This is a genomic window from Streptomyces kanasensis, from assembly GCF_043077165.1.
Taxonomy (GTDB): Bacteria; Actinomycetota; Actinomycetes; order Streptomycetales; family Streptomycetaceae; genus Streptomyces; species Streptomyces changanensis.
Window position 1 is genome coordinate 81,717 of the sequence record NZ_JBIBSF010000001.1, and the last position, 22,935, is coordinate 104,651.

Genomic DNA, 22,935 nt, shown 5'->3' on the forward strand with positions numbered 1-22,935 from the left:
TGAGCCTTTCTGAGGAGGGACACGCGAGGGCGTGCCGCCGCCGCGGGGAGCGGCGGCGGCACAGGGGTGTCACAGGTGGTTCAGCCAGGTGCGCAGGGAGGTCGGGCCGTCGAAGCCGACGAGGCGACTACCGGCCTCCTTGCCGTCCTGGATGTTCAGCAGGGCCGGGATGCCGCGCACCCCGTACGTCCTGGACAGGTCGCGGTTGCGGTCGACGTCGACCTTCGCCCAGACCCAGGAGCCGTTGTCGGCGGTGTTGTACTGCTGGAGGTACGGCTTCTGCTTCTGGCACCAGTAGCACCAGGAGGCGGTGAAGTCGAGCACCACCGGCTTGGTGTGCGACCACTCCATCAGCTGCTGGTAGTTGGCCGGGGTCACCTCGATGACGGAGGGGATCTCGGCGGTGGCGGACACCTCGGCCGCGGGCGGCTGGGCGGCGGCCGGGACCGCGGTGCCGCCGAGGAGCATCGCGGTTGCCGCGGTGGCGAGAGCCAGTCGGCGATACATCATCTCTTTCCTTCCGGTGGGGGTGCGCAGTGGGTCGGGTTCACGACGCAGGTGCGCGGGCGGGGAAGTTCCGGGGCGGTCAGCCCGTGGTGGTCTGCGTCGGCAGGCCGTGGGCGACCCAGTCCTCGATCCCCTCGCGGTACTTGCGTACGTCCGTGTAGCCGAGCGACACGAGCCGCGCGCCGACGAGTTCGCTGTTGCGGCACGGGGTGTTCGCGCAGTACACGACTATGGGCGCGGTGCGGTCCGGCAGTACGGTGGGCGCGAGTTCGTCGGTGGAGCGCGCCGCCTCCTCGTACGGGAATCCCGGGATGTTGACCGCGTCGGGCAGGTGCTCGCGCGCGTAGTAGGCCGGCGGCATCGTGTCGACGACGACCACCTTTCCGGTGTCCATCAGGTCTTTCAGTTCGTTCCGCTGCACCAGGGGCAGCATGTCGGCCTCCGATCCTCGTCACGTCGTCCGGTCGGACAGGGGGGTTCGCCGGGCACGGCCGCGGCGGCGGGAGTCCATCGCCCGGCCGGCCACCGCGTACAGGACGAATGCGGCCCCGACGGCGTTGATGGCGGGGATGCCGACGTCCAGGTACGCGCCGACCAGCGTTCCGGCGGCCCAGCAGACCAGTGACAGGGGGAGCCAGTCGGGAATCCCCTCGGGTGAGCGGCCCGTGCGGCGGGCCCGCTCCAGGTCGGCGCGGTACCGCCGCACCACGTAGTACTCGGCGATGATGATCCCGGCCACCGGTGGGGCGAGCACCCCGATGGTCTCCAGGAAGCCGGCGAAGTCGTCCACGATGCCGGCGGCGGACAGGGCGGTGCCCGCCACGCCGATGACCAGGGTCACGCCCCGCCGGCCGACACGGCGGCCCAGGAGGACGTCGACGCTGTTGACGGCGGCCAGTGCGGACGAGTAGAGGTTCCAGTCGTTGATCTTGAGGATCGCCGTCGTCAGGATCAGCGTGCCCAGCAGGCCGGACGAGGTGGTGATGATGCCGACGACGTCGGCGGTGCGTGCGGCGTGCCCGAGCATGACGGCGGTGAGCCCGATCACGTACTCGCCCAGTGTCACCCCCAGCAGCGTCTGCTTGACGACGTCGGAGGGACGGCGGTTGAAGCGCGTCATGTCGGGGGTCATCAGCGCGCCGAGGATGAACGCGCCCGCCACCAGCGTGGTGCCCTCGGCCAGGGACATCACCGGTCCCGGCGGAGCCCCGGTCAGCAGCTCGCGCAGTGAGTGGCCGGCGAGAGTGTCCGCCACCGACCAGCCGGCCAGCAGGAGGAACGCCGGTACCGTCAGGTAGGCCGTCCACGCCATGATGGTGAAACCGCAGACCGAGACGGCCGTCACCGACACGCCGCCCACCACCGCCCACACCCACACGGGAGCCCATCCGGCGAGGTCGTGCATGCCCTGGGCGAACACACCGTTCTGGACGCCGAACCAGCCGGCGAGGCTGAGCGCCACCAGCATGCCGACGGCGGCGGAGCCCTTGCGGCCGAAGCCCGACCAGCGGGCCAGCACCGAGGTGGACACGCCCTCCTTCACTCCGGCGACGCCCATCAGGATCGTGATGACCTCCAGCATCACCGAGCCGACGGTGATGGCGATCACCGCGTCGGTGAACGTCATCCCGTAGCCCAGGACGGCGCCGACCATGAACTGCTGGAAGGAGGAGACCTGCCCGAAGCGCTGCACCGCCACGGAGAGCCAGGAACGGCGCGCGCCCTCGGGCACCGGGGTCAGCGCGTAGTCGTCCGACGCCTCGTCGTCGGCGGACCCCGCGGCCGGCCCGGTCGACTCGGGGGGCAGGGCGCTTCTGCGTCCGCTCTCAGTCGTCGACACCGGCCACCTCCCCCGCGGGAGCGGTCCCGGCCGGGTGTCGCGCTTCGGGAGCGTCCGGCGTCCGGTCGTGGACGACCAGGAAGCCCTGCCCGTCCACCGGGCGCCACTCCAGCTCGCGGTGGAAGAAGCGCTCGAGGAAGGCGACCCGCTGGTGATAGACGAAGAGCGAGGAGCCGTGGCCGGCGATGCCTCCGGCGTCGGCGAAGAGCGGCAGTTCCGCGAGGAAGTAGCGGACCGCGCTGCGCAGTTGTTCCTGGTCGGGAGCGGTGCCCGGCGGGAGCTTCTGGTGCAGGACCCAGCGAGAGGCGTCGAGGCACGCGGCGCGGAAGCCCTCGTCCTGGTGGAAACACAGGTGTGCCTCGTCCAGCAGCCGCATGTAGCGGGGCGACTCGTGCAGCCGGCCCATGTCGAGGATCAGGTTCGCGGGGTCGCGCACACCCAGCTCCCGCAACGCGGTGCAGATCTTGTTGTGGACGTACCGACCCTGCCGCTGCGCCTTGTGGCGGGCGCGGCTCGGCGCGTACCCCAGCGCCTCCAGCGTGTACGCGGCCGCGGTGTCGGGCACGAAGAAGTGGACGTGCGGGAATCGCCTCAGGGCCCACTCGGCCAGCCGCCGCAGTCGCGGCCCGGTGAAGTAGCTGTTGAAAGGGCTCACTCCGACGCATGCGTGAGCGGCCGTGGTCAGTAGGCCGCGACATCGTTCAGTGAGTGGTTCAATCTCAAACATATTCACCTTCAGCCAGTGGTGCGGACAGGTCCCCCAGGCGCAGCCGGACCCCCGGCCCGTGAGGCGATGAGTGGAATGGTGGCGGTCCGCAGGCTGGCTGGGTACTGCCGTGCGGCTATGCCACCGCCGCAAATCCGAAATGAACAGCACAGTGTGTCCGGCGGTCAACGATAAGTAATTTTCCGGACGCGAATGCCGCGAAAGGAACGCGTTGTGCCATGACCTTGGCAAAGGTCACGCGGAACGGTTTAACTGTTGACATGGACCTGCAATTTCGCCACTTACGACAACTGTGTGTCGTGTCCGAGACGGGAAGCCTGAACAAGGCCGCGGCGGTCTTGGGACTCCCTCAGCCCGCCCTGAGCCGCCAGATTCGCCGACTGGAGGAACTGTTCGGCGGGACGCTGTTCGAGCGCGACCCGCACGGCACCCGCCCGACCCCCCTGGGCAGCGCCGTCCTGGAGCACGCCGAGTCGATCATCCGCTCCCTCGACGACTACGAGGAGCGCGTACGGGACTACCGCATGCTGCGTCGGCGAACGCTGCGGATCGGCGGGGCGGCGTGCAGCGTCTTCTACGAGCCGCTCCTCGACGCCCTGCAGCGGATGCCGTCCGAGGAACGCGTGCAGATCGTGACGCCCCACACCACCCGGGAGGTGATGGACCTGCTGCGGGAGGGGGAGATCGACATCGCCCTGCGGGACCACCACTCGGTGGAGGGTCCGCTCAGGTCCGGCGGGGGGCCCGTCGCGCACATCCCCTGGGCCGAGAGTCCGGTACTGCTCGCGGTGGCCGCCGGCCGGCCGACGGCCACTGCGGAACGGCTCACCATGGCGGACCTGGCGAGCGAGGACTGGATCTCGTGCACCGGCCCGGACGCCTGCGACGAGAAACTCCGCCGCCTGTGCGCCCCCTACGGATTCGCGCCGCGCATCACGCACGACATCGTCGTCTCCGGACCACGGTGCCCGGTGATCCGCCACCAGGGCTGCGTGGCCCTGACCCAGGCGTACCGGCCTCTGCAGCCGGGTGTGGTGCGCCGCCCCGTGGTCGATCTGGACATGCGCGTGCGTCATCTCGTGGCCTACCGCACGGAGAGCTGGATCGCCGCACGGATACCCAAGTTGGTCGCCCTGCTCTCCGCAGCGCACCGCGACCTGGCGCGGGTCGAAGCACCATGAACGTCGAGGTCCAGGACCTGCGGGTGCTGCGGGCCGTCGCCGACGCCGGAAGTCTGGCCGGTGCCGCGCGGGCACTCGGCGTCAGCCAGGCGGGCCTGACCCGCCGCATCCAGCACCTCGAGCGGGGAACGGGGCTCGTGGTGCTCCGCCGCGACCACCGGGGGGCCCGCCTCACCGTCGCCGGCCGGCTGCTGCTCCGCTGCGCCGACGACCTGCTGCCGAGGATCGACCACCTCCTGACTGCCGGCGGGCACGGCGGCCCCACCGGCCCCATGGGGCCGCGCCTGCGCATCGGCACGGTTCCGACACCCGTGTTTCCCCTGGTGTGCGCCCATGCACGGGAACTGCTCCCACGGGTGGAGCTGGAGCTGTGCACCCTCCTGGACGCGTACCGCGAGCCGACCGCCGACGCGCGGGCCGCGGACGCCGGCACCGCCCTGCTGAGGCTCTTTCGCGTACACCGCCTCGATCTGGCCGTGGTGCGGCAGTCCCCTCTGGACGAGCCTCTTCCGGATACCCTCGCCTCCGCCGTGCTCGCCGAGGAGGACATGCTGATCGGCACCGCGGCCGGCCACCGCCTGGCCGGGCGCCGTCCGCTGGCGCTGCGCGACCTCGACGGCGAGGTGTCCGTGCTCGTCGGGGGCCGCCGGGGCGCCGACCTGCGCCACCACTTCGCGGCGGCCGTACGGGACGCCGAGGTCCACGTCGAGGTGCGCTGGGCGTCCGACGAGACCGAGGCGACGGCGCTGGCCTGCGCGGTACAGGGCGTCCTGCCTGCCTACTGGTACCCCGCGCCGGCGGCCGGCGTCGTCTACACGCCGCTGACCGACCCCGGCACCCGCCACCGCCTGCTGCTGGTCTGGCCGCCGCACAGCTGGGCCGCCGACCGGGCGCCCGCGCTGGCGGACGGGGTACGCGAGGCGTACCGGAGCGGCAGAGCCGACTGAGCCGGGCGGTCGTGCGAAGACCGCCCGGCTTCTCCGTCCGCCGCCCACAGGCGGCGGACGGGACAGAGGTGGAGACAGGATTCGAACCTGTGTGAACGGCTTTGCAGGCCGTCGCCTCGCCTCTCGGCCACTCCACCGGACAAGGACCTCCGGAAAACCACAAAGGCGACCGGCTGCCTCATTCAAGGCCGCGCCTTTCCGTCGACACCGGAACGTAGCAGATCCTCCGCACCGCGGGAACACCTCTCACACCTCTGCATGGACGGCATGAATCGCGTCCGACCGGAATTCGTCATGCTTCTCCGGCAAGGGGCCATGCCTTTTCGCGATACCCGTCGACACACGTATGGCGACAGCGGTTGACTGCCCGCAAAAGGCGGTGGGATGAAATCGAGGACAGCGTGACCGACGACGCGTCGAAGAGGGTACGGAAGTGGTGGGCTTTCGCCGGTCTGGGAACACTGAGTTTCCTGGGCTGCATCGACCTGACCATCGTGAGTACGGCGGCACCGGTCATCCAGGACGACCTCGGAGCGACGGTCACCGAACTCCAGCTGATCGTGAACGTCTTCATCGTCGCCCTGTCCACCGGCATGGTGACGACGGGCCGGCTCGCCGACAGCCACGGCCGGCGGAAAGTGCTCTACACGGGAGCCGTCGTCTTCGGCGCGGCTTCCCTGGGGGCCGGTTGCGCAGCCACCCCGGAGTGGCTCATCGCCTTCCGCTTCCTGCAGGGGACCGCCTGCGCGGTCCTCTACACCGCGACCGGGGCCCTGATCACCGCGATCTTCCCCCCGCACGAGCGGGGAAGGGCCATCGGATGCCTGTACGGGGTCAACGGGCTCGGGCTCGCGCTCGGCCCGGTCCTGGGCGGCTTCCTCACGGCCTCCGCGAGCTGGCCCTGGGTCTTCTGGCTGAACGTTCCGCTCGTCGCGGCCGCGATGGCCGTGTGCGTCCCGACCGTGCCGGAGTCCTACGGCGAGAAGTTGACGGGCGGGATGGACTGGCCCGGCCTGGCGCTGCTGTCCCTCTCCGTTCCCTCTCTCGTCCTGGCACTGACCCTGGGCCACCTGTGGGGGTGGGCCTCGCCCGGCACCGTTTCCCTCCTCGTGTGCGGCGGCGTCGCACTCGTCGGTTTCCGGGCGGTGGAGCTTCGGGCCCGCAACCCGCTGATCCGGTTCCAGTTGTTCGCCGGGCGGGACTTCCTCGGGGCCGTCACGGCGGATTTCGCGCTGGCCTTCTTCTACTGCGTCGTCCTCTTCCTGACGCCGCTGTACCTGCACACGGTCCGGGGCTTCGACGGGCACACGACCGGTCTGCTGCTGCTCCCGTGCACCGCGGCCGTCGCGTTGCTGTCTCCCTTCGTCGGCCGGCTCGTCGACCGGCACGGGCCCCGCCGCATGCTGTGCCTCGGCTTCCTGGCACTCGCCCTGTCGGCGCTGGCCCAGGCCCGTCTGACCCCCACGAGCGGTATGGCCTCCCTCGTGTCGGCGCTCGTGGCGATGGGAGTGGGCTGGGCCCTCGTGCTGGGGCCCGCCACCGTGGCCGCCCTGTCCGCGGTGCCCGGCCACCTGGCCGGAACGGCCGTCGGCGCCTCGTGGACCTGTCACAACCTGGGTGGGGCGCTCGGGCTGGCCGTCGGTATGGAGGTCTACCGGCTCGCGGCGCGGGACGCCCTGAACGACCGCCTGGCCGAGCACGGCCTCTCCTCCGGCCCCTGGACGGCTCAGGTGGGGGAGAACCCGCAGGACGGCCCGGCCCTCCTCGTGCGCCACACGGGCCTCACCGCGGAACAGGCAGGCGACCTCTTCGGGACCGTATTCACCAGCGGCGGCCGGGCGGCCATGTGGCTGCTCTTCGGCGTCGCCCTGGCCGCTCTGGCCGTCATCGCCTTCGGGCTCCGCCCGCCACGGGCCGCCTCCGCGACAACACGCCGCGACGAACCGGCCACGACGAAAGCACCGTGACGGCGGGCGTCGTGGTCCTGCGGCGGGCTGCCCGGGCGGCGCGCCCCTCGGGACGGACGTTCCGAGGGGTCAACCGCGCCTCCGTGCAGGGAGTGGCCGGGTTCCCCGGCACGGACCCTTACGGCGGAGCAGTCGGTCTACGTCCACACCCGACGGCCTGACGGAACACCACCGACGTCTCCCTGCTGCACCACAACGTGCGCGACGGTCGGGCGAGTTGCCCGTACGCGGTCTCTCCGGGGCGCTACGGCACGTATCGGGCGAACAGCGAAGCCTCAGCCGCGCGACGCGTACATCACCAGCCCACCACGGGCGTCAGATCAGTCGTCTCCCACCGTGCACCGCCCCCCGTGGGGCAGCGTCTGCCGCCCACGGCCCGGTAGGGTCCCGAGCGTTGCGGAGACCGGGCGACGCGGAATCCGACGGCGTCGTACCTGTCAGGAACTCGCCAGGCGCGATCCTCCCCCGCCCCGGGCGGCTACGCCACCGGCGTGAAGCCGAGCGGCGGGAGGCCGTCACCGATGGGGCGGCGACGTCAGACCGGCGGGGGGGGCAACCGGACGGCGACAGGTCCATCCCTCACCCTGGCGCCACCGCCCTGCGGGACCGCCGTCGGCGTCTCGCGGCCCCGTCGCCGCGCCTGACACCATCGCCGCCGCGCCGCCCTGCCGCCGCCTGCCGCCCGCCACCGTCAGGACCGGATCCCCGTCGCTCCAGGAGGCGTTCGACTCGTGGTGATCGACCACGCACGGTGTCCGGCGGACCGCACGGGTGTTCAACTGAGTTCCTCGCCAGTCCCGCGGGCAACAGGCAGTCTGCCCATGCACCTCCACCACCGCCTGCCCTCATCACCCCCCACCCGGAGAGGACCCCCACACCGATCAGGCATCCGGGGTTCGAACCGTCGCGCCTGACTCCGACGAAGGAGCGCCGGCGCCGCCCGGAACGCCTGCCTGCCCTGCCCTTTCGACTCGACCTCGGCCGGCACACGATGTCCCGGGCCGGATCACGATCGACGGAAACGGACCGCATGACCACGCAACAGACCATCTCGCTTCTCGTCGGCCTCGCCGCCATGGTGCTCCTGGCACGGCTGCTCGGCGCGCTGGCCCGCCGCCTGGGCCAGCCCGCGGTGATCGGCGAGGTCCTCGCCGGCATCGCACTGGGGCCGACCCTCTTCCACGGGGCGATCTCCGACGCGCTCTTACCCACCGACATACGGCCCCTGCTCGGCGCACTCGCCGCGGTGGGGGTGGCCGTCTTCATGTTCATCGTCGGACTGGAGTGGGACGCGGCCCTGATCCGCGGAAGCGGAGCCATCGCCCCCAGCGTCTCGCTCAGCTCCATCCTGCTGCCCTTCGGACTCGGCGCCGCCCTGGCCCTCTACCTCATGGAGGACCACGGCACCGGCAACAAGACGGCGTTCATGCTCTTCATGGGCATCGCCATGTCGATCACCGCGTTCCCCGTACTGGCCAGGATCCTGACCGACAGGGGCATGGCCCGGACGCCCCTCGGCGTGGTCGCCCTGGCCTGCGCCTCCATCGACGACGTCCTCGCCTGGTTCCTGCTCGCCGCCGTGGTCGCCGTCAGCGGCTCGGCGGGCCCTGACGAGTGGCGGATCCTTCTGGCTGTCCCGTACCTGTTGGCCATGCTGTTCCTGCTGCGCCCCGCACTGCGCCGGATCGCGGACCGCCGCGGGTCGCTCGGGCTCACCCCGACCACCTTCGCCTGCATCCTCGCCGGCCTGCTGCTCTCCGCAGCCACCACCGAGTGGTTGGGCCTGCACTACATCTTCGGCGCGTTCCTCTTCGGCGTCGTCCTTCCCCGTAACGGCACGGAGCAGCTGCGTCGCGACGTGCACGATCGTCTCGGACAGATGAGCGGTACGTTGCTGCTGCCCGTGTTCTTCCTGGTCGCCGGCTTGAAGGTCGACCTCTCCGGGCTCGACGCCGGCGGGCTCGGGGACCTGGGGCTCATCCTGCTGGTGGCCGTGGGCGGCAAGTTCATCGGCGCGTTCGCCGCCGCCCGCCTGAACCGGATGCCGGTGCGCCAGTCGGCGGCCCTGGCCACCTTGATGAACACCCGCGGTCTCACCGAACTCATCGTCCTCAACGTGGGCCTGCAACTCGGTTTTCTCAACCAGGAGTTGTACTCGCTCATGGTCGTCATGGCCGTGGTGACGACCGCGATGGCAGGCCCCCTGCTGACCTGGCTGCTGGGACGCCCCACCGACGCCGACCGCACCGACGCCGAGCCCCTCACGCCCGTCGAGGACGCCGGAGGCACCCACTCCACCGAGCCCGCGAAGGGACACGCCATATAGGGATACGGACCGCGGGGGCGCCCCGCGTGTCCGACCGTCGACGGCAGCCGCGGCGGCAGCACCTCGCCGGGCCCCCGCAGCTTCGTCTGCAGCGCCCGCACCCCGCGTCGCCGACCCGGGTCGTCTCTCGCACCACGTCAGGACGGGAGACCTGCTGGTCGAGCCGCTCGGCGGCGTCAGACCGACCCGGGTGACCACGGCATCGCCGGTCACCCGGCGGCCTGACGACCGCGCTCCGGTCTCCGGCGTCCACGCGGCGGCCGCCGCGCACCCTGCGGTCGCCCGGGAGCGGCGCGACACCTCGCCAAAGGGCCCTACCGGCGGGCCCTCAGTGCCCGAGGTCATGAGCGCGATCGGCTCCGTGGCCCACGCCTGACTCTCCGCTCGCATCCGCAGCGGGTCCCGCCGAGGTGCCCGACCCGCAGGCCGCAGCACCCCCGTCCTTGGAGACACCGGCATGCCAGCAGCCGGACGGCCCCAGTCCCGCGCGACTCGGCACAGCGGTGGCACGGACGGGCACCGGCAGCGCCGCCGCTGGCAGCGGAAGGCCGGCCGGAGCCGGCAGCGGCCCGGACACGCGGCGGCCGAGGGCGAGGGGGGCGTCAGCGCGGAGCAGGGTCGTACGCCACGATCCGGCCCCGGCAGCCGGCTGCGCGGCGGGCTGGGTGGTCGCGTTCGGCCGGGTCGGCGGTCAGGCGCCGGCGGAGCTCTCGGGCCACCGACGCACGACCGACGCCCGTCGTGCGGCTGTGGGCGGGGGCGGTCCGGCTCATCGCGCTCGCTGCGGGGCCGAGCAGCTCTGGAAGGCGCTCACCGGATGGGGCGTTCGGGTGAGGGCCCGGGCGCGGGTCACCGGCCGCTCGGGGACGTGCCTGTACGAAGGCGGTGAGGCGCCCGGAGCAGGACGTGCGGGCGCCGGCCGCTCGGGGACGTGCCTGTACGAAGGCGGTGAGGCGCCCGGAGCAGGACGTGCGGGTGCATCGTCAGGGACGTTGCGAGGAGACAGCGCACGAGCGTGCCGTCCACCATCGACCACCGGGCGACCAGCTACAGCCTGGCCCATGCGTACTGGCTGGCCAAGGCATCCGAACTCGCCTACAAGGACGAGCCACCATCGCGAAGCAGGCACGCGCCTGGGGAGTCGTGGCGGAGGTCCCAGGCGAGCTGATCAACGCGGCATGAGCCACAGTGCCGAGCTGCCGGCACGGGCGGGCGCAGGTCGAGCGCGGTGGCCTCCACAGGGTGACCAAGGGTCGCCCGGGCGCAGCGTGTTGCGCCAGTGGTCCCGCGACGACCCTGCACACGTACGACTCGCCGTCCGGGTGGCTGCCGCAGAGCACCGCGAGCGGTCGGCCGCCGCGCCCTCCCGGCAGTCGGGGGCTCCACCTGGGTCGGTCGTCAGTGGCGTAGCCGGGCGGCGGCGGCCAGGAGGGGGGTGGTCAGTGCGGTGGCCGCGGCGCCGAGCGTGGTGTCGGTGGCCAGGATCAGGCGGACCGTCCTCATGGCCGGGGTGAGGGCCTGGCTGCCGCGCCGGCGCATGCCCGCCTCGAAGCGGGTGACGGCCTCGGTGAGCGTGGTGGTGCCGTCGGCGACGTCGCCCAGGCGCTGCACCAGGTCGGCGGCATCGCGGATGGCGGCTCCGGCTCCCATTCCCGCGGTGGGGGGTGTCGCGTGGACGGCGTCGCCGAATGCGGTGATCCGGCCCGCGGGCCACGGCGCGAGGTCGGCCGCCCGGGTCGATGCGGCGTTGAAGCGGTAGGCGGCCACGCTGTGGGGGGCGGCGCGGGCGATGACCTCGAGCCTCCGCTCGTCCCAGCCCCGCGCGTGGAACGTCCTCAACAGCCCGGCCCGCAACTCGGCCTCCCGCAGGTGACGCAGGGAGTCGGTCAGGGGTGATGCGGGGAACATGGCGCCCCAGATGTAGGTGGGCCCGGTGGTGACGGACATCCGCAGTTCCGGCGCGTCGAGGGCGGGGCGGCCGACCGGGTCGAGGAAGCCGATGTACAGCGCGGCGCCTCGCGGGCCGATGGCCAGTCCCGACCGCGGTCCGAGCCGCCGCTGTTCCCCGGCGCTCAGGTCGGTGGCGAGGGTGCGGCCGGAGAAACCGATGATGCCCGCCGGTGTGTTGGTCGGGCCTCCGGCGAGGTGCCGGGCGACCAGGGAGTGAGTACCGTCCGCGCCCACCAGGAGATCCGCCGGGACGGGTGCGGCGTCCGTGAACAGCACGCGCGGTGTGCCGTCGTCACCGTGGTCGACGCCGGACACGGTCCGTCCCAGGTGCAGGTCGTCGCCGACCGCCTCGGCGAGCAGCGTGCGCAGGGTGACGCGGTCGACGTCGACGCCGGAGCTGTCGCCGAGGTCCCCTCCCCGGCCGAGCAGTCGGCCGCGACGGTCCCACCACGCGTCGGCGTCGCGCAGCCGCAGCGCCGAGGCCGACGCCAGCAGGCGCTGCACGGTGTCGGCCGGCACCAGCTCCCGCAGCGCCGACTGGGCCCGCTCGTCGAGGGTGATGTGATACCCGCCTGTCGCCGCCACGTCGGTGTCGCGGTCGAACACCGCCACCTCCACCCCGCGCCGGCGCAGCCCCGCCCCCAGCGCGAGCCCGCCGATCCCGCCACCGACCACCACGACACGCATGTCCGTACGTCCTTCACTGTCGCCGCTGTTCGTCCGTTCGGGCGCAACAGTGACACCGGTGGTGGACACGGGGTGGCCACCACCGGTGTCAGGATGGGGCGATGGCGAGCACTTCACGGCGGGCGTTGCGGCTTCTGTCCCTCCTCGGGTCGGGTCGTCAGTGGCCCCGGCACGAGCTCGCCACCGCGCTCGGGGTCAGTGAGCGCACCGTCCGGCGTGACATCGACACCCTGCGCCGGCTGGACTATCCGGTGACCACCGTCCACGGACCCGGCGGCGGGTACCGGCTCGGCATGCGGCACACCCTCCCTCCCCTGGTGTTCGACCACGACCAGGCCCTCGCGATCGCCGTCGCCCTGCAGACCGCGCCCGGCACGGTGCTCGGCCTGGGGGACGACGCGGCCCGGGCGCTGGTCACCCTGGAGCAGGCAGCGCCCGCCGCCTTGCGCGCGGCCCTGGGGTCGGTTCGGCTGACCAGGCTGCACAACCCCTGGGAGTTCCTGGCGCCGCCCATCGACCCGGCGGCGCTCACCGTCGTGGGGGCCGCGGCGCGCCACCGCCACGTACTGGTCATCGAGGCCCTGCGGGCCGACGGCTCCCGACCCGGCCCCGGGGAGGAGGACTTCCGACCCGGCCGCCGCGTCGAACCGCACCATCTGGTGGTGTGGGCCGGCCGGTGGTACCTGGTGAACTACGACCTCGAGGACCGGCAGTGGCGGGTCCTCCGCGTCGAGCGGTTCCGTCCGAGGCCGACCACACAGTGCTTCGACCCGCGTGCACTCCCCGGGGACGACCCCGCTCGGTTCGTCATGACCAGTCACGACCGCGGTGACACCCCCGCGACCTGGCCGTGCACCGGCAGCGCCCGCCTCGACCTGCCGGCCGGGATCGTCGCCCGTTGGGCACCAGGCGGCTCGGTCGTCGAGCACCTCGACGACGACCACTGCCGGCTCACCCTCGGCGCCTGGTCCTGGGCGGGCGTGGCGGGGCTCCTCGCCACGTTCGACACCGGGCTCACCGACCTCCACCCGCCCGAACTCGTCCGGGCGTGCCGGCGTCTCGCGGACCGATGGGCCACCCTCGCGGACACCGGGGAAGGCCCTGGCCCTCCCCCGTGACAGGGCCGTTGCGTGAGCGACGGCAGTGAGTCGGCGGCGGCGGGACGGCGGGCGGCGGGACGGGCCCGCTGCCCGCGCGGGCGCCGGGTGGCGTGCGTCCTGTCGTGGCGGCGTGTGCCCGAACGCCCCGGCTTCCCTCCGGCAGCGGGGGCGCCCGCGGCCCTTGTTCGGAGAGGACGGCCGCCGCCGGCCCCGGGCCCCGGCCGCCTCCAGGCGCCCGGCCGTCTCCAAGCCCCGGCTGTCTCAGAGCGCCGGGCTGCCTCAGAGCCCCCGACTGCCGAAGAGCGCCGGGCTGCCTCAGAGCCCCGACTGCCGAAGAGCGCCGGGCTTGCATCCGAGTGCCGGGCCGACGGGGAGGCCGGGCACGGCCTGTCGGCGCGTCACCACCCGCCCTCCACGCGGTCGCTGCCGGCGTGGGTGGAGTCACGCGCCCGGAACGTCCCGTCCGCGCCGGTGCCGTCGGACTGCACGCCGGGCGGGATCGCGGCCGTTCACCCCAGCGGGCTCCGAGGCCACCTCCGGGCGGACGGACGGACCCGGCGCACGTCCGCTCCCACCGGGCCGACGCGGCCGGGGGCACGCCGACGCTCACGCCCCGAGGCGTTCACGCGTCTCCCGCGCCTGACGCAGGTAGGGCAGGGTGGCGGCCGGTTCGTCGCGGGCGATCTCCTCGAAGAGGTCGCACGCTTCCCTGGCGGCGTCCCGTGCGTACGCCGAGCGGTCCCCGGCGAGCAGACGGGCACGTGCCACTGCCTCCAGGGCGTGGGCGAGCAGGTCCCGGTGGGCGCGCCGGTCCCCGGCTGCCAGCGTGCGGGCGCTCTCCAGGGCATCGTCGGTGTGCGCGGCCGCTTCCCGCGCGTGTCCGGCTTCGGCGAGCCGCAGGCCGTGCGTGGTGAGCAGGGAGGCGAGCGGGGAGCGCAGGATCGGGACGTGGCCTGCGTAGGTGCGGCAGAGGTCAACCGCCTCGGCGGTGCACCTGAGCGCTTCGGCGTGCCGCCGTTGGTCGGCCGCCAGCAGACGGCCGTGGCAGCCCAGGGCCCGGGCCAGCAGGAGTTCGTCTTCGGGGGTCGCGCGGGCGGCGAGTTCACGGCAGTGGACGACCGCTTCGCCGAGCACGTCGACGGAACCGTGCCGGTGCAGCTCGCCACCGACGAAGCCGTGCGTCAGCAGCGCCTCCGCGGCGGCTCGCCGGCCCGCGACCTGGTCCGCCGTCCTGTCGTCCGACCGCGCGCCGGCCGCCTCCCGGCCGATCCGCACCGCTTCGGCCCCGGTGTCCATCGCGGCGTCTGCGGCGCCCGCGTGGAAGAGCAGGAGCTGCGCCTGGGCGAGCAGCTGCGCGAGCACGGCCGCGTGGGCGTCGGGCGCGGCGGCGTGCAGGGGCCTCAGCGCGTCGACGGCCTGACGTGTCACCCGCAGGGCGTGCGCGCGGTGACCGCACCCCGTCAGGCGGGCGCCGAGCACGGTAGCCGCCCGTACGGCCGCGAGTGCGGTGGTGTGGGTTCCCCGGCGCCGGTGGGCGGCGCGGCGGTGGCGGGCCGCTTCGGCGGCGGCCCTGAGCGCCGCCCGTTCCCGGCCGAGCAGCCACAGGTGATCGCCCTGGGCTTCCAGGTTCGCGGCCAGGGCCTCCTGGTGGCGCTCGGGGTCGTCCCGCGCGAGTCGACGGCCGATGACCACCGCGTCGTCCAGCTGCTCCGAGGCCCGTTCGCCGTGGCCCGTGCCGTGCAGGAGGGCGTTGGTGGCCGAGAGGGCGGAGACCAGGGTCTCCTCGTACCGCTGCGGCGCCTCCCGCGCCAGGGCCCGCAGGCGGTCCACGGCCTCGATGGCCGCGGTCGCGGCGTCGTCGTACCGGCCGAGGTCCACGAGGCACAGGTACTGCACGAGCCGGTTCCTCGCCAGTCCGTCCGCGTAGGCGCCGGAGCCGTTCGCCTCCAGCGCGGTGCCGAGGTCGACGGCCTCGTCGACGAGTGCGAGGGCGGTGGCGGGGTCGTCGAGTCGGTGCAGCAGTACGGCCAGGTTGTTCAGGCACGTCGCGAGGTCGTGCGCGTGGGCGCCGGGGTCGGCCGCCGCCAAGGACCGGTAGTGGGCCGCGGCCTCCTCCAGGAACGGCCTGGCCTCGGTGGGCCGGTCCGCGACGGTGAGGGTGTGGGCCAGGGTGACGAGGGCCATGGCGAGTTCGGACCGGAAGGCGGCGGGTTGGTCCACGGCGAGTCGCCGGTACCCCTCCACGGCCTCCTGTGCGGTCGCGACGGCCCGGGTGTGCCGTTCGGCGGAGCTGAGCCGGTTGGCGAGGGAGTTGAGCGTGAGCGCCAGCCGCGGACGGTGGCGATCCGGATGGTCGTGCGCGAGGCCGCGGAAGAGGCGTACGGACTCCTCGATCGCCTCGAGCGACTCGTCGGCCAGGCCGAGGTTGTCGAGGTCGATGGAGAGGTGGTTGAGGGTGGTGGCGAGGTCGGCGAGGTAGACGTCGGGGCGCGCCTCGGCGAGGACCCGGCGCATGGCGACGGACCTGCGCGACGCGGCCAGGGCTTCGCCGCGCAGGCCCATGAGCTGGGAGGCCGAGGAGAGCGTGGCGAGTGCGAGGGCGAGCGCGGGCCTGAAGGCGTCGGGGCGCGCCTCGGCCAGCGTCTCGTGGAGCTCCACGGCGGCCCGTACGGCTTCGAGGGCTTCGGCGGGGTGGCCGGCGTCCAACTGGTAGACGGCCTGGTTCTGGAGGGCGTCGGCCAGCAGGGGCGTGTACCGGTCGGGGTCGCGGGCGGCCAGTCTCCGGCTCAGGGCGACGGCGCCGGTGATCGCGTGTACGGCGGCCTGGTGGTCCCCGAGACTCCGCTCGGCCTCGGCCAGTGTGGTGAGCGCCTTGGCCCGGCGGTCGAGGGTCTCGGCTGCTTCCGCCGGTTCCACGAGGGCCAGGGCGTGGACGGCGGTGCGGGCGGAGCGGAGCGCGTCGTCACGACGGCCCAGCCGCACGAGGCTCAGGGCCCGGTTGCTGTGGCAGGACCCCCACTCGGAGAGTCGTCGCGGGTGCGGGGCGGGCAGGTTGCGCCACACGGCGATGGCCTCCTCGGCCGCATGGCGGGCTTCCTCGTGGCAGTCCATGTGCTCGAGGTGCTTGGACAGTTCGCGCAGGGCGACGGCGAGTCGGGCCAGCCGCTCGGGGTCGTCGCCGGCCTGTGCCCGGTGGGCCTCGACGATCCTGCGGGCGAGGTGCAGGGCCCAGGGGGCGAGGTTGTAGGTGCTCGCGGGGAGGTGGTCGGCGAGCCCTTCCAGCTCCGGCAGGGTGACGTCCGGGGCGTCGCTGATCGCCGTGAGGGCGCGTACCAGCGGGTCGGGGACCTCCACCTGGGTGGCCACGTCGATCGCGGGGCGTGCCAGGACGTCGCGGTGGCGGACGCACCAGCCGATCAGCTTCTCCTCGTCGAGGACGCCGCGCGCGCAGGCGCGGGTGAGGAGGGTGAGGAACCGTGCCGCCTGCGCGGGGTCGGCGCCGGGCAGGAAACCGTCGGCGAGTGTGGACTCGCCCCTCAGGCTGCTGCCCACGAAGTGCTCGGCCAGCCGGTCGGGTCGCAGGTCTCCGACGATCCGGCCGCCCGTGGCGGGGAGGGCGGCCTGGATCCACTGGGACACCGCTCGGCGGCGGTCGTCGCTCTGGTCCCGCAGGAGCTCGACCCGGGTGAGGAGGTCGGCCATGTGCCGCCGGTCCCGCGCGCCGAGCGCGACGGCGGCGGTCATGGCGTTGAGCAGGGCTTCCTCGGAGAGCCCGGTCAGCGGGGCGTGCCCGTCGGCGACGTTCAGCCAGTGCCCTCGCTCGTGCGTCAGGAGTTGCTCCTCGACCGACGCCGTGTCACCGGCGTGGCGCGCCATCGCGCCGCCTCCCGAGGCTGCGCGGTTGGTGGCGGCGTCGAGGAGGTCCACGAGGGCGGTCATGTGCAGGGTGAGCGGTGAGCCGAGACCGTCGTGGGCCGTGGGCGGCGCCAGGCGTTCGGCGAGGGTGCGCCAGGGGTGGTGCCGCCAGCCCGGCAGGCGTGGGAGTGCCGAGGCGAACCCGCCGGCGGCGTCCTCGTAGGCGGTCGCCAGCGCGATGGGGCCCGTCTCCTGCTCGGGCAGGGGCAGGTTGAGGGCTCGTGCCATCAGGGTCGACGCCGTCACGGAGGGGCGGCACACCTGGTCCGTCCACCACGTGTCGGAGCGGGCCAGGAGCAGGGCCTTGATGGGGGCGCGGCGGTGGCGTGTCATCAGCTCCAGTACGGCCGCGGTGTCGGTGACGCGGGTGTCGGCCCCGTCGACCACGACCAGGAGCGGTACGGCCGGCGGGGGCAGCTCGCGGACGGCGTCCGCGCGTCCCTGGCCCAGCCGCAGCACGGCCCATCGCGGGGGCAGCGTCCGGCCGAACTCCAGGGCGAGACGGCTCTTGCCCCGGCCGCCCGGAGCGTGGAGCACGCACACGCCGGGTCCGGGCGTGCGGGACCAGGAACGCAGGGCGGCCAGTTCGCCGTCGCGGCCCCGGAAGGGCACGATTTCTCGGTCGGGCAGCAGCAGCTCCGCGAGGGAGTGCGGGGCCTCCCCCGCGGTGGTGCCGTCCGGGTCGGTGACGGCCGCGTACTCCACGGGTTCCGGTACGTGGTGTCCCCGGGCGCCGTAGGCGTCGAGCGTCTCGCGGAAGCCCTCCGCCCGGAGCAGTACGGCGGCGGGTTCGGCCCGCAGTCGGGCAGGTGTGTGGCCGGGGAGGTCGGCTGTCACGACGCCGGTCAGAAGATCATCACAGAGGACGGCGGCTCCCGACATACCGGCCCACGGTGACCCGTCGGCGTCCCGGGCCCGGCCGGTGTTGCAGTCGATCACGTATGTGCCGCCGACGAGACCGCTGCCGGGGCTGATGGTGCCGAACGCCTGCTCGACCTCACCGGAGGGATGTTCCGAGCGGGGGAAACCCCAGGCCCGGCACGATACCGGGTCGCGCTCGGCGACGACCCGCCCCCAGCGCACGGGGCCCTCGGCTCCGCCGTCCCAGTCGGCCGACTCGATGTGGACCAGGGCCGCGTCGACCCGCCCGCCCGCGTCACCCGCGCCTGCGGTCGACAGGGGGGCCGCCGGTTCGCCGCGCCACACGACCCGGGCCGCGTACCACCGCCCGGACCGGAGCGAACGGAGCGAGGCGACCCGTAGGGGCGAGCCCACCCCGTGCACGGCGTGGGCGGCGGTCAGGACGAGGCGCGGCGAGATCTCGAATCCGGAAGCCCAACCCTGCCGGTGCGCCACGCGCACGACCCGGTCGCTGTCCACTCTTCCTCCACCAGGACGCGTTGACGGTGGGCACGGCATTCTTCGACCCGGGGCTCGACGGGGACGGCGTGGAACCGGGGAGTGACGGCGGGTCCGCCCCGGACAGCAGGCACACCGACGGGACCCCGTCGCGGGGTCAACGGGCGCGCAGGTCCAGGTCGCTCTCGGGCCGCGGGGCGATCCCGTCGTCACCCGTCGCCGCGATCAGCAGCGGCCCGCCGTTCGTGCCGCGCGGGGTGAGGGTGAAGGACAGCCGGTGGGTCCGGCCGCGGGCGACGCCGGCGTCCGCGTCCGCGGAGACCACCCAGGCGCGGAAGCCGGCCTTCATCCGGGCGTCCTGGCGCAGCTCGACCTGGAACTCCATCTCGATCGGGCCCACTTGGAAGGTGACGTCGTGGCGGGCCCCCTCGGCGGCGGCCTCCAGCAGTTCGTCGCGCAGTGCGGCCACGGCTCTGGCGAGCTCGATCTCCATGCCAACCCCCCGTACCAGCAAGTCCGTTGTCGTCGTCCCCGACACCCCCTGACCCGACCACCGGGGCTCCCCGCGCACGAGGGCCGCGGCGTCCGGGCGTACGTCCCCGACTGTAGCGACCGGGCGTGACCCCTGTCACAGACTTCGGCAACCTCTCCCGAGCACTCCCTCCCCGCTCCACACACCAGCGCCGTGACCGGCGACGTCACGGACGCGGTCCGATCGAGTCACACCGGGGCCCGGGCTGGGCCGGGTACTCGGGCCGGGCCGGGTGCTCGGACGGGATCGGCACGACCTCGATCGGGTGCACGATCAGGCGGCCACCGGCCGTACCTCGCCCGCCGGGTCGACGAGGAAGAGCCCGGAGCGCTCATGCGCCAGCGGGAGCACCTCGACGGTGGTGGCGGAGTCCGGTCAGAGCTCGCCGCGGCGTGCGAGCTGCTTCACCGCGTTCTCACGGATGATCTCGTTCTCGTCGTCGCGCAACCCCTCGAGGACTTCCCGGGCTTCCTCGCCGGGAATGCCACCGAGCGCCCAGATCGCCTTCACCGCGAGCGCCCGGGCCTCGTCGAAGTCCAGGTGCTCGGGAATCCAGCGAGTCGCTTCGACCAGCGTCGGCACCGTCTCGGGCGAGCGGAGCTCGCCCAGCATCGACACGATGCGCTCGTGGCCCCCATGCCGGTCGGCAGGGAACAGTTCGATCAGCGGCTCCGGGAACTCCTCGACCGAGGCGTCGGCGGCGCCATGGACGAGCAACGCCATCTCGACGTCGTCGGCGTCCCGGAGCAGCCGGAGCGCCAGGGCTCCTCCGTCGGACTCGCCGAAGTGGGCGAGCACCTCGTCGAGCGTGCGCGTCGGGGGCGAACACGGTGCGACGACCAGGCCCATGACCAGATGGGACGACGGGGAACGCTGTCCGCTGGTCAGCAGGCGGTCAACCGCTCACACGCGAAGACCCGTGCGCTCGTCGAGCAGGCCGTGGCCACTTTCAAAACCTGGCGGCTCCTGCGCAAGCTGCGATGCTCCACCACCCGCGTCACCAGCCTTGTTCAGTCCACCCTCACCCTCCACCTGGCCCTCAGACTGAGTGCCTATGAGGGGTCGCCGGAACCTGGTAGGCCCATGACGAGGGTCGGAGTACGCCTGCATTACGAGTCGGCAACGGGCTGCTCGGAAGGGTGGGTTCCCGGGCGATCGTCAAGCCATGCCCGAACTTACCGACAAGCAGCCCTCCGGCGGAGAGGGTGCCTTCACCGGAGGTTGCCTCCTGCTTCTCGTATTGATGGCGGACGTGGCGGCCGCGCTGTTGGTCGCCATCGTGCTCGCCGCCCGGGGACTGGGCCGGATGAACAGCTCCGGACAGACAGCGACCGGCGCGCCGCCTCCGGACTGGGCGCCAGTGCTGGGCTTCGGCGCTCTCGCCCTGACGGTCGGCATAACGGCCTTCGTGCTGCTGTGGATCGGACACCGAGTCATCGGGGCGGTGCAGCTGACGCTCTGTGTCTTCCTGGCATTCCACGCGCTGGGGTCTTGGCCCTGACCCAAATGTAGTCACGGCCATCGGAGGCTGAGGTGGGAAAACGCTCGATGACCTCATCACCTCATGAGCCATCATGAGGGACATGGCATACAGCTCGAAGTATTGGTGGACCGAACTGGCACTCTTCGTGTCGGTAAGCGCGGCGAGCGCCTTTCTTTTGACCACGCTCTGGGCCGAATCCCTCGACGGGCGTGAGGAGACCGTCAGCGGTCTCCTCTTCATCATCCCCGGCCTGATCACCGGCCTGTGGGCAGCCAGGCGGTTCCGCCGCCACCGGATGGCTTCGGGCTCCCGCTGACGGAGCACGCACCTCCGCCACCGCGGCCTCCGCCCGGCGTTCGCCGGCCGCCTCACGACTGCCTGCCGCCGGTCCCTCCGAAGGCAGTGCCACCCGGTCGCGGCCGCGTGCCCGACGTACGGTGGACCATGTCCGCTCCCTTCCCGCGAAAGGCGCCGCACATGTCGGAGAGCAGCTTCCCGGTCGAGGTGATCTCGGATCCGGTCGGCCGGGTGGTCGGCGGGCGGGCCGAGGTGCGCGACGACGAATGGGGGGAGGTGTCCGCGGTGATCCGGCTGGACGAGCGGTTCGGGCCCGACGCACTCGCCGGCTTGGACTCCTTCTCCCATGTGGAGGTCGTCTACCACTTCGACCGGGTCCCGGCGGAGAAGGTGGAGACAGGGGCCCGGCACCCGCGCGGCAACACCGACTGGCCGCTGGTGGGCATCTTCGCCCAGCGCGGCAAGAACCGCCCGAACCGTCTCGGGGTCTCGCGCTGTCGCCTGTTGCGTGTCGATGGACTGGACGTCCACGTGCAGGGCTTGGACGCGGTCGACGGTACGCCCGTACTCGACATCAAGCCCTACATGGTCGAGTTGGGTCCCCTCGGCACCGTCACCCAGCCCGCCTGGGCCACCGAGATCATGCGCCAGTACTACTGACACAGGCCCGGCGGTCGTCGTCCTCCTGCGCTCTCTCAGGCGCGCGTTGCACCACGGTTCCCTGCGGGGCCGGGCTGGTGGCGCGCACGGCGGGCCCGGCCCGCGCCGCTTTCCGCTGCGCGTCCAGGGGTGCCGTCCGCCCCGACAGCCCGCCGCCGGACGCCACGACGGTAAGGGCGAGCGGCCGGCGGTGCCAGTGTCAGGAGGACGGATGGCTGAAGGCGACTTCCGAGCGCGCCGACGATGCGGAGGACCGGACCACCTCGTCGGGGGGTGGGACCTGGAACCGGGGCGGATGAGACTGCGGCGAGCCCCTGCCCCCGGCCGGAACCCCGGCGTGCGCGCACCCGCACCAGGTCGACCTGAAGACGGACGGCATCGCCCCTCCACCGCTACGAGGGCCTCGATCCTGCCTCCCGCCGCGTCACCCGCATGGATTGTCGCAGGCGGTATGTCCGTACCGAGGTGGCGGCGGCCGGGGCCGGGCCCGGGGAGGGGATGGGACGTCGCAACCGGCGAAACCCGCACGACGCTGACCGGACACACCGGTCAGGTGTTCTCGGTGGCCTACAGCCCCGACGGCCGCACCCTCGCCACCGCCAGCAACTCCCCGGTCGTACGGCTGTGGGACGCTGCCACCGGGAACGCCGTCGCCACGCTGACCGGCCACACCGAAACGGCGTCGTCAGTGGCCTTCAGCTCTGATGGCCGCCTGGCCACCGGCAGTACGGACGCCACCGCGCGGCTGTGGGACGTGGCTCTTCCCCAGCCCTCCGATGCGATCAGAAGAATCTGTCGGGCTGTCAACCGCAACCTCACCCCACCGGAACGGACGGCCTACCTGTCGGATCAGTCAGTGAGCCCCGCATGTCCCACCAGATAGGCCGATTCCGGGATCGGCCCGTTGTCGCACAGGCCCACAGGCCCGGGCGGCGGACGAGCGCGCCACAACCGGCGCGCCGCGGGCGACGAGACGGGGGTCGGGCGGCGCCCCCGTCGAGCATCAGGACACGGAGAAGAAGGGCATGGTGGTGGCGGCCGCAGCTACAGCACGAGACCCCCCGTCAGGGCGCCCGCGAGGGAGGGCAGCGCATCGCCGGCACCCGCTGCGTCGGGTCTGCTCAGGGCCGCGGCCGTGCCGACGAGCCCGAACACCAGGACACCTGCGGAGCCCAGACGCCGGTGCCGCAGCGCCGTCCGGACGCCCCTGAAGCGTCGCGGCGGGAGCGTTGCGGCTCAGCGGCGAAAGGGCCGCTGTCCAACCGCTGTCCCTCCGCGTCGCCTACCGCCGGGCCGCGTCGGTGCGCAGCAAGGTCCGCAGAGGTTGCCAGTCGGTGAGGGGTGCGGGTTGTCGCAGCCGCCCTCTGGCGGAGCTGTCAGCGGCGACCTCGATCTGGATGTACCGGTCGCCGGAGAACACCCAGTACCGGTCGTCATGCCGGGGCACGGGCATGACG

At 73.0% G+C, this 22,935-nt stretch carries 17 protein-coding genes, 1 tRNA gene and 1 pseudogene; 10 read left to right on the forward strand and 9 right to left on the reverse strand.

The window, feature by feature from the left end; genetic code table 11:
* Positions 1–69: 69 nt before the first annotated feature.
* The 4 genes from ACF053_RS00335 to ACF053_RS00350 all read right to left on the reverse strand — a co-directional run bounded on the left by ACF053_RS00335 (position 70) and on the right by ACF053_RS00350 (position 3,074).
* Positions 70–510 carry a thioredoxin family protein gene (locus ACF053_RS00335; protein ID WP_391951697.1) on the reverse strand — a complete coding sequence of 147 codons (441 nt, stop codon included), beginning with the start codon at positions 508–510 and terminating at the stop codon, positions 70–72.
* A gap of 76 nt (positions 511–586) precedes the next feature.
* Positions 587–940 (reverse strand): rhodanese-like domain-containing protein, encoded by a 354-nt coding sequence (locus ACF053_RS00340; protein ID WP_391951698.1) that lies wholly within the window; start codon positions 938–940, stop codon positions 587–589.
* 18 nt (positions 941–958) lie between these two features.
* Positions 959–2,347, reverse strand: a complete 1,389-nt coding sequence (locus ACF053_RS00345; protein ID WP_391951699.1) for a purine-cytosine permease family protein — start codon at positions 2,345–2,347, stop codon at positions 959–961.
* On the reverse strand, positions 2,334–3,074 hold the full coding sequence (locus tag ACF053_RS00350) for a tRNA-dependent cyclodipeptide synthase (protein ID WP_391951700.1): 741 nt from the start codon (positions 3,072–3,074) through the stop codon (positions 2,334–2,336). The genes ACF053_RS00345 and ACF053_RS00350 overlap by 14 nt, the downstream gene beginning before the upstream one ends.
* A gap of 260 nt (positions 3,075–3,334) precedes the next feature.
* On the opposite strand from ACF053_RS00350, the gene ACF053_RS00355 reads away from it, so the two are divergent.
* Positions 3,335–4,255: a LysR family transcriptional regulator gene (locus ACF053_RS00355; protein WP_391952603.1), complete on the forward strand. Its 921-nt coding sequence runs from the start codon at positions 3,335–3,337 to the stop codon at positions 4,253–4,255.
* Positions 4,252–5,202 (forward strand): LysR family transcriptional regulator, encoded by a 951-nt coding sequence (locus tag ACF053_RS00360; protein ID WP_391951701.1) that lies wholly within the window; start codon positions 4,252–4,254, stop codon positions 5,200–5,202. Before ACF053_RS00355 ends, ACF053_RS00360 begins: the two co-directional genes overlap by 4 nt.
* Before the next feature lie 66 nt (positions 5,203–5,268).
* Here ACF053_RS00360 and ACF053_RS00365 read toward each other — a convergent pair.
* A tRNA-Cys gene (locus ACF053_RS00365) sits at positions 5,269–5,339 on the reverse strand.
* Positions 5,340–5,603: 264 nt separating this feature from the next.
* Between ACF053_RS00365 and ACF053_RS00370 the strand changes: the two genes are divergently transcribed.
* Both ACF053_RS00370 and ACF053_RS00375 read left to right on the forward strand, forming a co-directional pair.
* A complete protein-coding gene (locus tag ACF053_RS00370) occupies positions 5,604–7,169 on the forward strand; it encodes an MFS transporter (protein ID WP_391951702.1) in 1,566 nt (521 codons plus the stop codon).
* A 1,030-nt stretch (positions 7,170–8,199) separates the two neighbouring features.
* A complete protein-coding gene (locus ACF053_RS00375) occupies positions 8,200–9,495 on the forward strand; it encodes a cation:proton antiporter domain-containing protein (RefSeq protein ID WP_391951703.1) in 1,296 nt (431 codons plus the stop codon).
* 1,398 nt (positions 9,496–10,893) lie between these two features.
* Here the strand turns inward: ACF053_RS00375 and ACF053_RS00380 are convergent.
* Entirely contained in the window at positions 10,894–12,132 is a 1,239-nt protein-coding gene (locus tag ACF053_RS00380; RefSeq protein ID WP_391951704.1) for an FAD-dependent oxidoreductase, read from the reverse strand.
* Between the two features lie 101 nt (positions 12,133–12,233).
* Here ACF053_RS00380 and ACF053_RS00385 point away from each other — a divergent pair, with 101 nt between their 5' ends.
* Positions 12,234–13,250 (forward strand): helix-turn-helix transcriptional regulator, encoded by a 1,017-nt coding sequence (locus ACF053_RS00385; protein WP_391951705.1) that lies wholly within the window; start codon positions 12,234–12,236, stop codon positions 13,248–13,250.
* Between the two features lie 588 nt (positions 13,251–13,838).
* Here ACF053_RS00385 and ACF053_RS00390 read toward each other — a convergent pair.
* From ACF053_RS00390 to ACF053_RS00400, 3 genes are all read right to left on the reverse strand, one after another.
* The gene (locus ACF053_RS00390; protein WP_391951706.1) at positions 13,839–18,527 is read right to left on the reverse strand and encodes a trypsin-like peptidase domain-containing protein; all 4,689 of its coding nucleotides are present in this window, start codon (positions 18,525–18,527) and stop codon (positions 13,839–13,841) included.
* Positions 18,528–18,663: 136 nt separating this feature from the next.
* Entirely contained in the window at positions 18,664–18,999 is a 336-nt protein-coding gene (locus ACF053_RS00395; RefSeq protein WP_391951707.1) for a trypco2 family protein, read from the reverse strand.
* Positions 19,000–19,413: 414 nt separating this feature from the next.
* Positions 19,414–19,887, reverse strand: coding sequence for a HEAT repeat domain-containing protein (locus tag ACF053_RS00400; RefSeq protein ID WP_391951708.1), 474 nt, complete (start codon positions 19,885–19,887; stop codon positions 19,414–19,416).
* Between the two features lie 9 nt (positions 19,888–19,896).
* On the opposite strand from ACF053_RS00400, the pseudogene ACF053_RS00405 reads away from it, so the two are divergent.
* The 5 genes and pseudogenes from ACF053_RS00405 to ACF053_RS00425 form a co-directional block, all read left to right on the forward strand.
* Positions 19,897–20,076: pseudogene (locus ACF053_RS00405) on the forward strand (transposase family protein); the annotation flags it as partial.
* Positions 20,077–20,203: 127 nt separating this feature from the next.
* Positions 20,204–20,539, forward strand: coding sequence for an inner-membrane translocator (locus tag ACF053_RS00410; protein WP_391951709.1), 336 nt, complete (start codon positions 20,204–20,206; stop codon positions 20,537–20,539).
* Between the two features lie 82 nt (positions 20,540–20,621).
* A complete protein-coding gene (locus ACF053_RS00415; protein ID WP_391951710.1) occupies positions 20,622–20,837 on the forward strand; it encodes a hypothetical protein in 216 nt (71 codons plus the stop codon).
* Positions 20,838–20,998: 161 nt separating this feature from the next.
* Positions 20,999–21,478, forward strand: coding sequence for an SAM-dependent methyltransferase (locus ACF053_RS00420; RefSeq protein ID WP_391951711.1), 480 nt, complete (start codon positions 20,999–21,001; stop codon positions 21,476–21,478).
* A 451-nt stretch (positions 21,479–21,929) separates the two neighbouring features.
* Positions 21,930–22,361 carry a WD40 repeat domain-containing protein gene (locus tag ACF053_RS00425; RefSeq protein WP_391951712.1) on the forward strand — a complete coding sequence of 144 codons (432 nt, stop codon included), beginning with the start codon at positions 21,930–21,932 and terminating at the stop codon, positions 22,359–22,361.
* Positions 22,362–22,935 lie beyond the last annotated feature (574 nt).

Excerpts from the sequence above, each read along its gene's own strand:
- ACF053_RS00360 (WP_391951701.1), top strand. The coding sequence starts at position 4,252 with ATGAACGTCGAGGTCCAGGACCTGCGGGTGCTGCGGGCCGTCGCCGAC.
- ACF053_RS00380 (WP_391951704.1), bottom strand. The coding sequence starts at position 12,132 with ATGCGTGTCGTGGTGGTCGGTGGCGGGATCGGCGGGCTCGCGCTGGGG.
- ACF053_RS00350 (WP_391951700.1), bottom strand. The coding sequence starts at position 3,074 with ATGTTTGAGATTGAACCACTCACTGAACGATGTCGCGGCCTACTGACC.
- ACF053_RS00375 (WP_391951703.1), top strand. The coding sequence starts at position 8,200 with ATGACCACGCAACAGACCATCTCGCTTCTCGTCGGCCTCGCCGCCATG.
- ACF053_RS00335 (WP_391951697.1), bottom strand. The coding sequence starts at position 510 with ATGATGTATCGCCGACTGGCTCTCGCCACCGCGGCAACCGCGATGCTC.
- ACF053_RS00355 (WP_391952603.1), top strand. The coding sequence starts at position 3,335 with ATGGACCTGCAATTTCGCCACTTACGACAACTGTGTGTCGTGTCCGAG.
- ACF053_RS00400 (WP_391951708.1), bottom strand. The coding sequence starts at position 19,887 with ATGGGCCTGGTCGTCGCACCGTGTTCGCCCCCGACGCGCACGCTCGAC.
- ACF053_RS00425 (WP_391951712.1), top strand. The coding sequence starts at position 21,930 with ATGTCCGTACCGAGGTGGCGGCGGCCGGGGCCGGGCCCGGGGAGGGGA.
- ACF053_RS00410 (WP_391951709.1), top strand. The coding sequence starts at position 20,204 with ATGCCCGAACTTACCGACAAGCAGCCCTCCGGCGGAGAGGGTGCCTTC.
- ACF053_RS00415 (WP_391951710.1), top strand. The coding sequence starts at position 20,622 with ATGGCATACAGCTCGAAGTATTGGTGGACCGAACTGGCACTCTTCGTG.
- ACF053_RS00395 (WP_391951707.1), bottom strand. The coding sequence starts at position 18,999 with ATGGAGATCGAGCTCGCCAGAGCCGTGGCCGCACTGCGCGACGAACTG.
- ACF053_RS00420 (WP_391951711.1), top strand. The coding sequence starts at position 20,999 with ATGTCGGAGAGCAGCTTCCCGGTCGAGGTGATCTCGGATCCGGTCGGC.
- ACF053_RS00385 (WP_391951705.1), top strand. The coding sequence starts at position 12,234 with ATGGCGAGCACTTCACGGCGGGCGTTGCGGCTTCTGTCCCTCCTCGGG.
- ACF053_RS00340 (WP_391951698.1), bottom strand. The coding sequence starts at position 940 with ATGCTGCCCCTGGTGCAGCGGAACGAACTGAAAGACCTGATGGACACC.